The sequence below is a fragment of the Brevundimonas subvibrioides genome, assembly GCF_027271155.1.
Taxonomy (GTDB): Bacteria; Pseudomonadota; Alphaproteobacteria; order Caulobacterales; family Caulobacteraceae; genus Brevundimonas; species Brevundimonas subvibrioides_D.
In genome coordinates this window covers 1,659,403-1,673,005 of record NZ_CP114542.1, presented here as the reverse complement: position 1 = coordinate 1,673,005, position 13,603 = coordinate 1,659,403, and the positions used below count along the sequence as shown (strand labels likewise).

Annotated in this window: 15 protein-coding genes and 3 tRNA genes; 3 read left to right on the top strand and 15 right to left on the bottom strand. The window is 65.2% G+C overall.

Annotation, left to right across the window (positions count from 1 at the left end):
* Positions 1-5: 5 nt before the first annotated feature.
* The 5 genes from O3139_RS08470 to O3139_RS08450 form a co-directional block, all read right to left on the bottom strand.
* Positions 6-82 (bottom strand) — tRNA-Arg (locus O3139_RS08470).
* A gap of 154 nt (positions 83-236) precedes the next feature.
* The gene (locus O3139_RS08465) at positions 237-542 is read right to left on the bottom strand and encodes an ETC complex I subunit (protein WP_269513498.1); all 306 of its coding nucleotides are present in this window, start codon (positions 540-542) and stop codon (positions 237-239) included.
* A 128-nt stretch (positions 543-670) separates the two neighbouring features.
* Positions 671-747, bottom strand: a tRNA-Pro gene (locus O3139_RS08460).
* Between the two features lie 49 nt (positions 748-796).
* A complete protein-coding gene (locus tag O3139_RS08455) occupies positions 797-1,273 on the bottom strand; it encodes a DUF192 domain-containing protein (protein WP_269513497.1) in 477 nt (158 codons plus the stop codon).
* 21 nt (positions 1,274-1,294) lie between these two features.
* On the bottom strand, positions 1,295-1,855 hold the full coding sequence (locus O3139_RS08450; RefSeq protein WP_269513496.1) for a cold-shock protein: 561 nt from the start codon (positions 1,853-1,855) through the stop codon (positions 1,295-1,297).
* Positions 1,856-2,027: 172 nt separating this feature from the next.
* Here O3139_RS08450 and O3139_RS08445 point away from each other — a divergent pair, with 172 nt between their 5' ends.
* A complete protein-coding gene (locus O3139_RS08445) occupies positions 2,028-2,921 on the top strand; it encodes a hypothetical protein (protein ID WP_269513495.1) in 894 nt (297 codons plus the stop codon).
* A 21-nt stretch (positions 2,922-2,942) separates the two neighbouring features.
* Here the strand turns inward: O3139_RS08445 and O3139_RS08440 are convergent, their stop codons facing one another.
* The 5 genes from O3139_RS08440 to O3139_RS08420 form a co-directional block, all read right to left on the bottom strand.
* Positions 2,943-3,524, bottom strand: a complete 582-nt coding sequence (locus O3139_RS08440) for a hypothetical protein (RefSeq protein ID WP_269513494.1) — start codon at positions 3,522-3,524, stop codon at positions 2,943-2,945.
* Between the two features lie 136 nt (positions 3,525-3,660).
* Positions 3,661-3,735, bottom strand: a tRNA-Glu gene (locus O3139_RS08435).
* A gap of 59 nt (positions 3,736-3,794) precedes the next feature.
* Positions 3,795-5,612: a single-stranded-DNA-specific exonuclease RecJ gene (gene recJ, locus O3139_RS08430; RefSeq protein WP_269513493.1), complete on the bottom strand. Its 1,818-nt coding sequence runs from the start codon at positions 5,610-5,612 to the stop codon at positions 3,795-3,797.
* Complete coding sequence (glpX, locus tag O3139_RS08425; RefSeq protein WP_269513492.1) at positions 5,612-6,568, bottom strand: class II fructose-bisphosphatase; 957 nt, start codon at positions 6,566-6,568, stop codon at positions 5,612-5,614. The genes recJ and glpX overlap by 1 nt, the downstream gene beginning before the upstream one ends.
* A gap of 62 nt (positions 6,569-6,630) precedes the next feature.
* Entirely contained in the window at positions 6,631-7,092 is a 462-nt protein-coding gene (locus O3139_RS08420; protein ID WP_269513491.1) for a hypothetical protein, read from the bottom strand.
* Between the two features lie 69 nt (positions 7,093-7,161).
* Here O3139_RS08420 and phaC point away from each other — a divergent pair, with 69 nt between their 5' ends.
* Both phaC and O3139_RS08410 read left to right on the top strand, forming a co-directional pair.
* Complete coding sequence (phaC, locus tag O3139_RS08415) at positions 7,162-9,123, top strand: class I poly(R)-hydroxyalkanoic acid synthase (protein ID WP_269513490.1); 1,962 nt, start codon at positions 7,162-7,164, stop codon at positions 9,121-9,123.
* A complete protein-coding gene (locus O3139_RS08410; protein ID WP_269513489.1) occupies positions 9,120-9,494 on the top strand; it encodes a hypothetical protein in 375 nt (124 codons plus the stop codon). Before phaC ends, O3139_RS08410 begins: the two co-directional genes overlap by 4 nt.
* On the opposite strand, the gene msrB is transcribed toward O3139_RS08410, so the two are convergent.
* The 5 genes from msrB to O3139_RS08385 all read right to left on the bottom strand — a co-directional run bounded on the left by msrB (position 9,475) and on the right by O3139_RS08385 (position 13,498).
* The gene (gene msrB / locus O3139_RS08405) at positions 9,475-9,981 is read right to left on the bottom strand and encodes a peptide-methionine (R)-S-oxide reductase MsrB (protein WP_269513488.1); all 507 of its coding nucleotides are present in this window, start codon (positions 9,979-9,981) and stop codon (positions 9,475-9,477) included. The two genes, O3139_RS08410 and msrB, sit on opposite strands and share 20 nt — an antisense overlap.
* 68 nt (positions 9,982-10,049) lie before the next feature.
* The gene (argC, locus tag O3139_RS08400; RefSeq protein WP_269513487.1) at positions 10,050-10,985 is read right to left on the bottom strand and encodes an N-acetyl-gamma-glutamyl-phosphate reductase; all 936 of its coding nucleotides are present in this window, start codon (positions 10,983-10,985) and stop codon (positions 10,050-10,052) included.
* 254 nt (positions 10,986-11,239) lie between these two features.
* Positions 11,240-11,743: a 30S ribosomal protein S9 gene (gene rpsI / locus O3139_RS08395; RefSeq protein ID WP_269513486.1), complete on the bottom strand. Its 504-nt coding sequence runs from the start codon at positions 11,741-11,743 to the stop codon at positions 11,240-11,242.
* Between the two features lie 3 nt (positions 11,744-11,746).
* Positions 11,747-12,223, bottom strand: coding sequence for a 50S ribosomal protein L13 (gene rplM / locus O3139_RS08390; protein WP_371812895.1), 477 nt, complete (start codon positions 12,221-12,223; stop codon positions 11,747-11,749).
* Between the two features lie 183 nt (positions 12,224-12,406).
* Entirely contained in the window at positions 12,407-13,498 is a 1,092-nt protein-coding gene (locus O3139_RS08385; RefSeq protein WP_269513485.1) for a COX15/CtaA family protein, read from the bottom strand.
* Between the last annotated feature and the right edge of the window lie 105 nt (positions 13,499-13,603).

The following is a 13,603-nucleotide window of genomic DNA, read 5'->3' as shown; positions in this document are numbered from 1 at the left end:
GGAGATGGCGCACCCAGCAGGACTCGAACCTGCAACATCCCGCTTAGAAGGCGGGTGCTCTATCCGGTTGAGCTATGGGTGCTCCTGGCGCGGGACAAACCATGGCCCGCAGAGGGTGCGTTAGCCGCAAACCCTGTCGCGGCTCAAGTAGCGACCGACCGTGTCGGGAGGGATAGCCGCCCTCGACACTGCGGCTCAAGTCGCGACCGACCGTGTCGGGAGCGATAGCCGCCCCTTCAATGCGTCCAGGGCTGTTTGCGATTGGTGGCGAAATTGTCGGCATAGGCCTTCAGGATGACAGGCGGCTCCTGCGGCTCGTGCAGCCGGAATGGAATGCCGTGCCGCTCCGCATAGGCGACGGCCTCCTCGCGGGTCTCGAACGAAAGGCGCACCTGGCCGTTCATGTCCGAGGAACTGGTCCAGCCCATCAGCGGATCGATGGTGCGCGCAGACGCGGGTTCGAAATCCAGCCGCCAGTCCCTCGACTTGGCCTTGCCCGACTGCATTGCGGTCTTGGCGGGGCGATAGATGCGAGCCAGCATGATGGTATCTCCACTAAAGGTCGCTCAACCAGCTGAGCGCCGCGTGCGAAGCGATAGCCACCCTTACCAATAATGGGCTCAAGCAGCGAGCGACCGCGTCGCGAGCGGTAGCCCCCATCAAGAGGGCGTGGTCGGAGTGAGAGGATTCGAACCTCCGACCCTCTGGTCCCAAACCAGATGCGCTACCAGGCTGCGCTACACTCCGGCGGAGCGGTCTGCCAGCATCCGGCCTGCGCCGCAACGGGAAGATGGCCTCAGGGCTTGAAAAAGGGATGTCTGACGGTCGAACCCGGCACGGCCCCGATTTCCTCGGCGCGGCCCGCCCGCAACTCCAGCACGCCATTGGCGGCCCCGTTCGACGGCAATGTCACTTCCGAGTACGGCGTGGCGTGGCTCGCGATCGAGATGATGCGGCCGGTCGGATCGATGTAGATGATGTCCAGCGAGCTGGGCGTGTTCTTCATCCAGAAGCCCTGTTCTTCGGCGACGGGGAACTGGAACAACATGCCGCGATCCTCCTCCAGCGGCGGGCGGAACATCAGCCCGCGCTGCCGCTCGGCCTCATCGTCGGCGATCTCGACCAGGAACGGGTGCTCGCCGCTCGCGGTGACGATGGTCAACGGTTCAAGAGGGCGACCCGCGGCGTCGACCGGCCCCGCCTCCCTGGCGCAAGCCCCCGTCAGGAGCGCCAGTCCCAGCCCTGCGGCGATCAGCAAACGTCTCGATAGCATATTCGCCCTTTCAGGGCGGGATCAGCCGCCCGGCTTGATTTCGGCCACCACCAGGCCCTTGGGCCCTGACGCGAAGCGCACCGCGACCGTTTCGCCGGGGACCAGATCGTCCAGCCCGCAACGACGCAAGGTCTCGATATGAACGAAGATATCGCCCGGATCGGTTTCGCGCACCACGAAACCGTATCCCTTGGTGCGGTTGAACCATTTTACGACGGCCGGTTCCAGATTGCCCGTTGCGGTTGGAAACGCCGACAGGCTGCGGGAATCGGACTTCAGTCCGTCGTATCCCGTCCGCCGGGGCGCGACCATCTCCGGCGCGCCGGCTCCGAGTTCGTGAACCTGAACGACCTGCCAGCCCTTGGCGCGCCGGGCGCAGTCGCAATGGATCACAGCGCCCTCACCCGCCAGATCCATACCGGCATCCCGCAGGCTGGAGATATGCAGGAGAACGTCCTTGTGATCGGTCTGCGTCGGGTCGTCGGGCACGATGAAACCGTAGCCCTTTCCCGGATCGAACCACTTTACGCGCCCGGCGACCCGGACCACATCGGTCGCCTCCAGGCTCTCAAATTCAGACACGTCCAGCCCCCCGCCTGCAGGCCATGCAGGACGTTTACCATTTAACACGGTTCCATGAACGCTGGAAAAGCGAAAAACGCACGTTTCTTGCCTTGCGGACGTCAGCGACCGGTCGAACGATGTGCAAAAGCGCCCATTTTCACGACGCAAGGCGCGTGCTCGGAGTACAGAAATGCGTGTTTTGGCCTTCGTGGCGACCTTTGCTCTGTCATCTCCCGCATTGGCGCAGACAGATGACTATGAGGCTGTAAGGTCGCTTCCGATGGAAGCGGCTTTTGCGCAGCTGGCGGAAGCCGAAAACACTACACTGCCCATCGAGCCGTTCAGGTTCATGGTGCGACGGAGCCTGGCAGACTTGTTCTACCCAGTTGATCTTCGGACACCGTTCGAACCGCTGACCGATGCCGACACGGTAGCTGCGATAGTTCAGTTTGAAACAAAAAGCGGACTTGTAGCCGATGGGTCGCTGACGTTCGCAGAGTATGAACAGCTGACCCGTTTGGCGTTCCTCTCCCGCTTGACCACCTTGTCGCCCGGAATGGGTTTCAGCGTCGCGGTATATGATAGCGGCAGCGGGTCCATCTACGCTTCCGGTTCATGGTCTATGCCAGACATGGCATTCCCTTTGAATAGATCAGAAATAGTCTGCCAGATATCCGAAGGCTTCTGTTCGGACAAAATTCTAAATGCGAGTGGTCCGTCCCTCGCTCCATCGTCCACATCTACTGACTCATACACTCTTAGTGCGTCGGAGGACATTTACGAGATTAAGAGCTGGCAGGACGGCATCCTCGATGCCGAATCAATGACGGATTGTCGCCGTGTCCGTCTGACGATCAACACGGTTACTAAACAGGTGACGCAAATTGCAGAGGATTTAGACCCTCTGGGGTGCGAGATACCCATGTTCGGCGGTCGGCTTGATCCTATCGTTGGCGTTCGCGTTGCGACGCTAATCGATAGCTGGGATGCACAGCTCGCTTACCGCAAGACCATTCAGGATCGGATTAACCAGGTGGCCGGTCCGCTCCAGCAAGCAATGAGCGACATGCTGCCCGCCGACTAAATAGGTAAAGGCGAGCGGATTTCATCCTGCCACGCACTCCCCCGCGTATTGCGAGATTGAGACGTTTGCCGGGGAGAGTTCGATGTGGCGTGAGTGCACCGCTGGCATCGGCTTTCCAACTTCAGGGGGCGCAAAAACGGTCGTCAATGTGAAGTTGCCGGTCATCGTTGTTTCGATGAACTGCATCTGATCGCCATCAAAACGATACTCGACCGTCTCTGCCCCGTTGTTTCCACCAAGCGACGCTGTCTTTGCCTCGGCATTTAGGTTGGTGATGGCAAAGGTAAGTGCGTCGCGCGAACTCTCTCGAAGGTATGTGGGATTCAGCACGCCATTGTGGACGGGCTCCAGTGTGCAAGCCATTGAGGTCAACACCGGAAACGGCACCTTTTCATATAGCCGATTAGGTGGCGAACACGCCATCAAGGCGGTACTGATAAGGCAGGAAAGCCCAACCTGTCTTAGCATCAGCCCAGATACCCGATCCTTCAATCGCATCGCATCAAAAGACAGATGGGAGTGCTCTTCTCGAAGCACGTCGTCATCCAAATCGATGATCCGAAGCTCTTCCGCAGTCATAGGTTTAGGGTCGCGCTTGGTCATTCTAGCCCTTCCGCAAGCGCCCGATCATGACGCCAGATGAGAAGCGCCGAAAGCGCATAAAGAACGTAGAAAAAACCGTAGAAAACCTCGCCCGAACCGGGGGTTATTTATCTGATTTTATTGGGGAAATCCCGCGTGGCAGTCCCTAGGGGAGTCGAACCCCTCTTTTCAGGTTGAAAACCTGACGTCCTAACCGATAGACGAAGGGACCGCTGCGCGAGAGCGGGCGATATAGCGGGCGATTCCGGGGGGCGCAAGCGGCGTTTCGACCTAAACCGCCATACGGGGATCGGCGATGTCCTCGATCTCCAGCTGAACGCCCCTGCGCCCGTTCCAGTCGTCCGCCTTCAGACGACCGACGACGCTCAGACCGCCCTGCCCGGCCAGCAGGGCCTTGCCCGTCGGCAGGTCCGCACACCGCCAGGCGATCGCCTTGACCGCCGATCCGTCCGCTCCGACGAGGCGGCATCGCACATGGCCGCCGTTCATCTGTACCGGCTCGCGGGCCTGAACGCCGCTGAGGGCGAACAGCGGCTCGGGGTTGGCAGGGCCGAAGGGGGCCAGACGTTCGAATCCCTCGAACAGCGCGCGCGTCGCGGCACCCGGATCGATCAAGGCATCCACCTCGACCCAGTCCAGCGCGTCGGCGTCGGCCTGTTCTCCGGCGAGCACCGTGTTCAGAAAACCCCGCAGGGCGTCGATACCGTCGGGACGGACGGTCAGGCCGGCCGCCATGGCATGGCCGCCGCCGGCCATCAGAAGGCCCTCGCGCCAGGCCGCCTGGATCGCGCGGCCCAGATTCATGCCCGGCTGCGATCGCCCCGAGCCCTTTCCGACGCCTGCGACGGCGTCCACGCCGATCACCACGACGGGCTTGCGCCACCGCTCGCGCAGCCGCCCGGCCACGATCCCGACCACCCCCGGATGCCAGTCTTCGCCAGAGACGACGACCACGGCCGATCCGTCCGCGTGATGACCGGCGGCTTCGACCCGGCGTGTCGCCGTCTCGGTGACCTCGCGCTCGACCTCGCGACGGGCGATGTTCAGGGCGTCCAGTTCCTCGGCCAGGGCCCGGGCCTCGTCCGGATCGTCGGTGGACAACAGACGCGCGCCCAGATCCGCCCGACCAATCCGGCCGCCCGCGTTGATCCGGGGGCCCAGGATGAAGCCGGCATGATTCGACTTGGCCGGTCCGGGCTCGCTACCCGCAACGACCAGCAAGGCCCTCAGCCCGGGATTGCCCCAGTTCGACATGACCTTCAGGCCAAGCCCCGTCAGCGCGCGGTTGAACCCGGTCAGGCCGGTGACGTCACAGATGGCCCCCAGCGCCGCGAGGTCCAGCCACTGGCGAATGTCGGGCTCCGGCGTATCCGCAAAGAGGCCCCGCTTGCGGGCCTCGCGGTTCAGTGCCGCCAGCAGGACGAAGACGACACCCGCCGCCGCCAGATTGCCCTGTCCCGAGGTGTCTCCCGGACGGTTCGGATTGACCACGGCGACGCAGGCCGGCGGTTCCTCGCGCATCATGTGGTGGTCGATCACCACCACGCGCAGACCGATCGCGCAGGCATGGGCGATGGCCTCGTTCGCCGCGGCCCCGCAGTCGACCGTGATGACCAGATCGGCCCCGGAAGCCTTCAACCGGTCGAACGCCATCGGACTGGGGCCATAGCCCTCGGTCAGGCGATCGGGGACATAGAGGGGCAGATCGTGGCCCAGCGCCCGGAACCAGCGGACCAGCAGGGCCGCGCTGGAGGCACCGTCGACGTCGTAGTCGGCGAAGACATGGATGCGCTCGCCGGTCTGGATCGCGGACACGATGGCCTCTGCCGCGATATCCATGTCCATGAAGCTGGACGGGTTGGGAAACAGGGCCTTCAGCGTCGGCTCCAGAAAGTCGGCCCCCTCCTCCGCCTTCACGCCGCGAGCCGCCAGGGCGCGCGCCAGCGGTTCCTCCAGACCCAGCCCCTGCATGTGGGCGCGGATGACGGATGCCTCCGCAGGCCGCTGTCTCCAGGCCCGCCCGGACAAGGAGCGCGCGACATCGAGGAACCCCGGCGTCAGCGACGCGGCCGGCGGTCCATCGGCCATCAGAGGGGACGGGTCGTGCGGATGCGGCGCACGGTCCGGGTCGAGGAATCCATCACCAGCGTGTGGGTCGTGACGAAGTGGGCACCCATCTGAACCCCATCCAGCATGGCCCCCTTGGTCACGCCGGTGGCAGCGAAGACGGCGTCTTTCGAGACCAGTTCATGCAGGTCGTACTTGCGATCGAAATCCGTGACGCCCGTGCGCTGGGCCCGCGCGCGCTCATCGTCGTTGCGGAACAGCAGCCGTCCCTGGAAATGCCCGCCGACGCACTTCAGCGCAGAGGCCGCCAGAACGCCCTCGGGCGCGCCGCCCGATCCCAGGTACAGGTCGATGCCGGTCTCTGGCTCAGCCGTGTGGATCACCCCCGCGACGTCGCCGTCGGTGATCAGCATGACCTTGGCACCGACCTCGCGCAGGGCGGCGATCAGGACGTCGTGGCGCGGGCGGTCCATGACGCAGACCGTGATCTGGTCGGGTCTCACGCCCTTGGCCGCGGCCAGGGAGCGGACATTGTCGCCCGGCGTCATGTCAAGATCGACGGTGCCCGGCGCATAGCCCGGCCCGATCGCGATCTTGTCCATATAGGTGTCGGGCGCGTGCAGCATGCCACCGCCCGCCGACATCGACAGGACCGTCAGGGCATTGGCCATGGCCTTGGCCGTCAGGGTGGTGCCTTCCAGCGGATCGAGGGCGATGTCGATGGCCGGACCTTTGCCGGTGCCGACCTTCTCGCCGATATAGAGCATCGGCGCCTCGTCGCGCTCGCCCTCGCCGATCACGATCTTGCCGTCGATGTCCAGGCTGTTGAGCGCGGTGCGCATGGCGTCGACCGCCAGCTGATCGGCGTGCTTTTCATCCCCGCGCCCGATCTGGGCCCAAGAGGCGATGGCCGCCAGTTCGGTGACCATGGCGGCGTCAGCCGCGAGGGTCGAGGCGAAGGGGGCCGTGTCAGCCATGTCAAATACTCCTGAGAGGGATGATCCCCGGATTCTCTCGGCCGGGCGATAGATTTCGCGGATCAGCGCGGCGCGGGTGCCCGATCGATCGGCGGCGGGGCGGTGCCGCGGCGGCGCTGCTCGGCGGCAAAAGCCTCAACATCGGCCTGTGTCTGCGCGGTGGCCGGCGCGATCTGCCGGTCGTCGATGCGCGCCCGGGTCTCGGCAGCAAACACCAGGGGATCGCCCAGGGTCCATTCGATTCGAGAGGCCTCGCCGGCCAGCGCGCCTGCGGAGGCCTTCAAGGTATTGACGCGCGCGGCCACCTCCAGCGGCTGTGGCGTATCGGTCGTGGTTGCCGGAAAGTCCGCCCAGCGCGGATACTGGCGATTGGCATCGACGAGCGCCTGCACGCGCGGCGCGACCGGCGAGGAGGCATCGGTCGTCGGGTCGAACGCCGCAGCGCATCCGGACGTCCCGGCCAGGGCCAGCAGCAGACCCGCTATCTTTTTCGCCTGATGCGCGTTCATGTCGGGGCTGGTCATATGCCATGATGATTACAGGCGGAAGGGCGGAGCACGCCCGGACCGATCAGGAAGCGCACAGAGGACCCCATGGCCCGCACCCCGACCCCACCGCCTCCGACGCTTGCCGCCGCCAAGGCTCCACGCAAGGCGGGTCGTCCGACATCCGCCAAACCGCGCCCCTCCAAACCCAAACCCACCGCCAGGCCTGAGCTGGAAGCCATCCCGGAACCTGTTCCCGGCCCAGGCCCGCAAACGGCATCGCCCTTCGCCCTGCCTGATATGGCCGCCGATCAGCGCCAGATGATCGAGACCCTGTCGCTGAATCTGGCCCGCGCGGCCATGACGGCCCAGTCCGCCATCGCCGAGGCTGCCCTGAGCCAGGCCGACCGGCCGGCCGCCCTGTCGCCCGACCCGTTCAACGTCGGCCCGGCGATGAACTCGGTGATGACCAGCCTGGCCGCCCGCCCGGACAAGCTGTTCGCCGCCCAGGCCGACCTGTTCAATCGCTATATGGACCTGTGGGCCTCAACCACCCGGCGCGCGGCGGGCGAGGCGCCGCCCCAGCCATCGAAGGACAAACGATTCAAGGATCCGGCATGGTCCGAGAACCCCATGTTCGACATGATGCGCCAGTCCTATCTGGTCACGTCGGACTGGATGAACGGGCTGGTCTCGTCGGTGGAGGACGTCGATCCGATCACCAAACGCCGCGCCGAGTTCTTCACAAAGCTGCTGACCGACGCCTTCTCCCCGTCGAACTTCCTGGCCTCCAACCCCGCCGCGCTGAAGGCCATGGCGGAGACAAACGGCGAGTCGCTGGTCAAAGGGATGCAGAATTTCGCTGCCGATCTGGAACGCGGCATGGGCAAGCTCAAGATCAGCCAGGCGGATTACGGCAAGTTCGTGGTCGGCGAGAACGTCGCCACCGCGCCCGGCCAGGTGGTCTGGTGCGACGAACTGTTCGAGCTGATCCAGTTCGATGCGGCCACGGACAAGCAGCGCGCCGTCCCACTGCTGATCTTCCCGCCCTGGATCAACAAATTCTACATCATGGACCTGCAGCCGGAGAACTCCATGATCCGCTGGCTGTCGGCCCAGGGGTTCACGGTCTTCGTCTGTTCGTGGGTGAATCCCGACGTCGACAAGGCCGACTTCGGCTTTGACGACTATCTGGAAAAGGGGATCTATCGCGCGGTCGAAAAGGCGCTGGAGCAGTCCGGGTCCGGGACGCTGAACACCGTCGGCTACTGCATCGGCGGCACGCTGATGGGCGCGGCCCTGGCCCATATGGCAGCCCGGAAGGACACCCGAGTCGGCTCGACCACCTTCTTTGCCGCCCAGCACGACTTCGCCGAGGCCGGCGATCTGCTGCTGTTCACCGACGAACACTGGCTGACCCAGGTCGAGGAACAGATGGACGCGGCCGGCGGCGTCCTGCCCGGGGCGGCCATGGCCGAGACCTTCAACGCCCTGCGCGCCAACGACCTGATCTGGTCGTTCTTCGTATCCAACTATCTGATGGGCAAGTCGCCGGCGGCGTTCGACCTGCTGTTCTGGAACGCGGATCAGACGCGGATGCCCAAAAAGCTGCACATGGACTATCTGCGCTCGATGTACGGCCAGAACCTTCTGTCGAAGGGCGAGTTCCGCATCGGCGGCATCACGGTCGACCTGTCGAAGGTGAAGATCCCGCTGTATTTCCAGGCCAGTCGCGAGGACCACATCGCGCCGATGAACTCGGTCTACCGCTCGGCCCGGGCCTTCTCGAACGCCGAGGTGACCCTGACCCTGGCGGGGTCGGGGCATATCGCCGGGGTCATCAATCCGCCGTCGGCGAAGAAATACCAGCACTGGACCAACGCCGCCCTGCCCCCGTCTCTGGCGGAATGGCAGGCAGGCGCAGTCGAGCATCCAGGCAGCTGGTGGAACCACTGGGCCACCTGGCTGCATGACAGGTCCGGTGAGTGGATCAGCGCCCGCGATCCGAAGGCGGGGCCGCTGAAGCCCATCGAGCCGGCTCCCGGCAGCTATGTGAAGGTCAAGTCTTGAAGATCGAGCCCAATCTGCTGCTGGCCATCGCCACCGGCACCGCCCTGGTCCTTCTCGTCCTCACCGCCGGGACCTTCGGCCGCCCCGACTATCTGTTCCGCTATTCGGTCATCGCGATCGGTTTTTCGGCCTGCTACGTCGTGCTCAACACCCTGATCGAAAGCCGCGCGGTCGCCCCGCCCCAGCCCATGGTGTCGCGCGAGGTCCGCGCCCTGCCCTGGGCGGCCTTCATCCCGGCCTTCGTGCTGCTGTCGGCTGCGGTGCCCGTGATCCTGACGGGCCGCGACTTCGCCCTGCTGGTCATCGTCTGCACCGTCCTGTTCGGGCTGACGGTGCGCTCTGCCATGCGCGTCAGGCCGGCTGGAAGATAAGCGCCACGCCGTTGTTGCAATAGCGCTGGCCCGTCGGGCGCGGGCCGTCGTCGAAGACATGGCCCTGATGCCCCAGGCAGCGGGCGCAATGGTATTCGGTCCGTGGAATGCCGATCGCCAGGTCGGTCTTGAACCCCAGCGACCCCGGAATGAAGTCATAGAAGCTGGGCCAGCCGGTGCCGGAATCGAACTTGGTCTGCGACCGGAACAGCGGCAGTTCGCAGCCCCTGCAGACGAAGGTTCCAGCCCGGTGCTCGTCGTTCAGCGGGCTGGTGCCCGGCCGTTCGGTCGCCTCATGACGCAGCACATTGTAGCTGGCGGCCGGCAGCCGCGCGCGCCACTGGGCATCGGTGATCCGGCGGAACGGCGAGTTCGCATACTGCGCCTCCGACGCATCCGCCTCTCCGGGTGAGGAACAGGCCGCAAGCCCGGTGGCGGCGGCACCGAGCAACAGGGTGCGGCGCGAGGTCGTGAAAGTCTGGGTCATGATCTCACATACGTCGGGAAGACGCGCGAGGTTTCAAGGTGACCTTCCATCAATACCTTCCTCACAGATCAGACCAGCCCCGTCGCCTCGTCCAGTCCCAGCATCAGATTGAGGTTCTGCACCGCCGCCCCGGACGCGCCCTTGCCCAGGTTGTCCAGCAGGGCCACCAGCCGCGCCTGCGAGCCGTCGCGGTCGCCGAACACGTGCAGGCGCATCCTGTTGGTGCCGTTCAGGCCCTCGGGATCCAGGCCGGTCATAGCGTCCGTTTCGTCCAGCCCGGCCACCTCGACGAAGCGCGCCGCGTCATAGGCCTCGACCAGGGCCCCATGCAGCCGGTCGATCGAGGGCGTCTCCGGCAGGGCTGCCAGCTGCAGCGGCACCTCGACCAGCATGCCCTGACGCCAGGCTCCCACGGCCGGGGCGAACAGCACGTCGTGCTGCAGGCCGCTGTGCCGGGTCATCTCGGGCACATGCTTGTGGTGCAGCGACAGGCCATAGGCCCGGAACGCCGGTCCGGACCCGCGCTGTTCATAGTCGGCAATCATCGATTTTCCGCCACCGGAATACCCCGACACCGCATTGACCGTGACCCGCCAATCGACGGGCACCAGCCCGGCCTTCACCAGCGGCCGCATCAGGCCGATGAAGCCGGTCGGATAGCAGCCGGGGTTCGACACCCGCCGCGAGCCGATGATCTCGCCCCTCTGGACCGCGTCCATCTCGGGAAAGCCATAGGTCCAGCCCGTCGCGACGCGGAAGGCGGTAGAGGCGTCGATGACCCGCACGTCCGGGTTCTCGATCATGGCGACGGCTTCCCTCGCCGCCTCGTCGGGCAGGCACAGGATCACCGCATCCGCCGCATTCAGCGCTTCGGCCCGTGCAGAGGGATCCTTGCGGCGTTCGCCGGTCAGGGAGATGAACGACAGATCGGCGCGCCCCTCCAGCCGCTGCCGGATCTCAAGCCCCGTGGTCCCGGCCTCGCCGTCGATGAAGATGGTCGCCATCGTCGTTCCCCGATCCCTCTCCCGGAGGGAGAGGGCTTGAGCGCACGGCGGGCGAACGCCCGTCGTTCTCGCGCGAAAGGGTGAGGGGTTTCGCCCTCACCGGTTGGCACATTAACCCCTCACCCTTTCGCCTGACCAATCGCTTCGCTCCTGGAGGCTCAAGCCCTCTCCCGCCGGGAGAGGGGAAGGGAAAAAGAAAAAGGCGCTCCAGGTTTCCCCGAAGCGCCTTTGTAATCCCAGTCGCGGGTCGCGACTTAGCGCTTCGAGAACTGGAAGGACTTGCGGGCCTTGGCGCGGCCGTACTTCTTGCGCTCGACGACGCGGCTGTCGCGGGTCAGGAAGCCGTGCGGCTTCAGGACCGGGCGCAGCGCCGGCTCATAATGCGTCAGGGCGTGCGACAGGCCGTGGCGGATGGCGCCGGCCTGGCCCGACAGGCCCGAGCCCTCGACCGTGCAGACCACGTCGAACTCGGTCTCGCGACCGCAGACGACCAGAGGCTGGGCGATCATCATGCGCAGGATTTCGCGGGCGAAATACTGCATCTGATCCTTGCCGTTGATCGTGAACTTGCCGGTGCCGGGCATGACCCAGACGCGGGCGATGGCGTTCTTGCGCTTGCCGGTCGAATAGGCGCGACCCTGGGCGTCGACCTTCTTCTCATAGACGGGCGCCGAGTTGTCGTAGCCGTTGTCAGAGGTGGTCGCGAGGCCCTTCAGGGCGTCGAAGCCGGTGGCCGCTTCTTGCGTGACGTCGGTCATGGCTTAGAGGCTCCGGGTGTTCTTGGCCGAACGGCCGGCGAAATCGATGGTCTCGGGCTGCTGCGCTTCGTGGCTGTGCGTGGCACCGGCGAACAGGCGCAGGTGCGTCATCTGCTTGCGGGCCAGCGGGCTTTCCTTGGGCAGCATGCGCTCGACGGCCTTTTCGAGCACGCGCTCGGGGAAGCGGCCGCCCAGCACCTTCTGCGGGGTCGTCGACTTGACGCCGCCCGGGTGACCGGTGTGGCGATAGTAGACCTTGTCGGTATTCTTCTTGCCGGTGAACACCACCTTGTCGACGTTGGTCACGACGACATAGTCACCCGAGTCCACGTGCGGGGTGTAGGTCGGCAGGTGCTTGCCACGCAGGCGCATGGCGATGAAGGTCGCGAGACGGCCCACCACGACGCCTTCGGCATCGATATGGATCCACTTCTTCTCGACCTCGGACGGCTTCAACGCAGCCGTGGTGCTCTTCAGCATGAGGTGTTTCCTGAAACAGGGGCGAAACGGGGTCGCCACGGACAGGCCGAAGCGAGCGAAGGCGCGCTAGTAGAGGAAGGGTCGCCGGCCGTCAATGGCACCCATGTGCACCGGGAAGCCGTAACAGTCTGTTTTTACGCTGCTTTCGGATAACGGTATTAAAATACCGTATCATTTGGGAAGCTATCGGCGGGGTCCCGACATGAAAAGTCGCGGTTGGGACCGCCGGACCATCCACAGATTGGCCGTGGCAAGGGCCAGCACGACCGCCGCCCCCGCCTGGTGAAGACCACCCAGCCAAAGCGGCACGACGCTGACCAGGGTCACGATGCCGAGCAGCGCCTGCATCCACAGCGCGCCGCCGACGAGGAAGGCCGACGCGCCCAGCCCCTCGGCCAGCTTCCAGCGCCAGGCCTGGACCGCATAGAGGGTCCCGCCGATCAGCAGGCCATAGGCCCAGATCCGGTGGTTGAACTGCACCAGCGCCTGGTCGTGCAGGAAGGCCCAGCCCCCGTTGCCCCAGTCGACCGGGGCCAGCAGCGCCCCGTTCATCATCGGCCAGTCGTTATAGATGAAGCCCGCCTTGGCCCCCGCGACCAGCCCACCCAGCAGGCACTGGATGAAGACGGCCGCCAGCAGGATCGCCGCACCGCGGCTCCAGCCCCTGGGCGCGCGGTTGTGCGCCTCTCCGTTCCAGGACTCCAGTCCGGTCCAGATCAGTCCGACGAAGATCAGCAGGGCCAGGCCCAGGTGGGTGGTCAGCCGCTCCGGCGCGACATCGACCCGCTCCGACAGTCCGGACGACACCATCCACCAGCCGATGACGCCCTGCATCCCGCCCATGACCAGCAGCAGGGCACAGCGCCAGATCAGCCGCGTCGGCATGGCCAGCCGCCCGGGCAGAGACCGTTCCGGAAACAGACGGCAGATCAGAAAAAAGAAAAACGGCAGGGCGAACACGGCCCCGATCAACCGCCCGAACAGCCGGTGTGCCCACTCCCACCAGAAGATGGACTGGAAGTCGGCCATGCTCATCCCCGCATTGACCTGGGCGTACTGGGGGATGGCCTTGTATTTCTCGAACGCCTCGGACCAGTCGGCTGCGGTCATGGGCGGCAGGGCTCCCATGATCGGCTTCCATTCGGTGATCGACAGGCCCGACCCCGTCAGCCGCGTGATGCCCCCGATCACCACCATGCAGAAGACCATGGCCGCGCAGACAAAAAGCCACAGGGCCACCGGACGGGATTGGCTGGAACTTGCGAAACGCTTCATTCGACGCCTGTTGATTGGACGGATACAGTGACGCCTCATCGGGCGACCGGCGCGGTATGCTCCCGCCCGGTGGCAAGATCGAGTCGGGTTTGATGACGCAGGCGT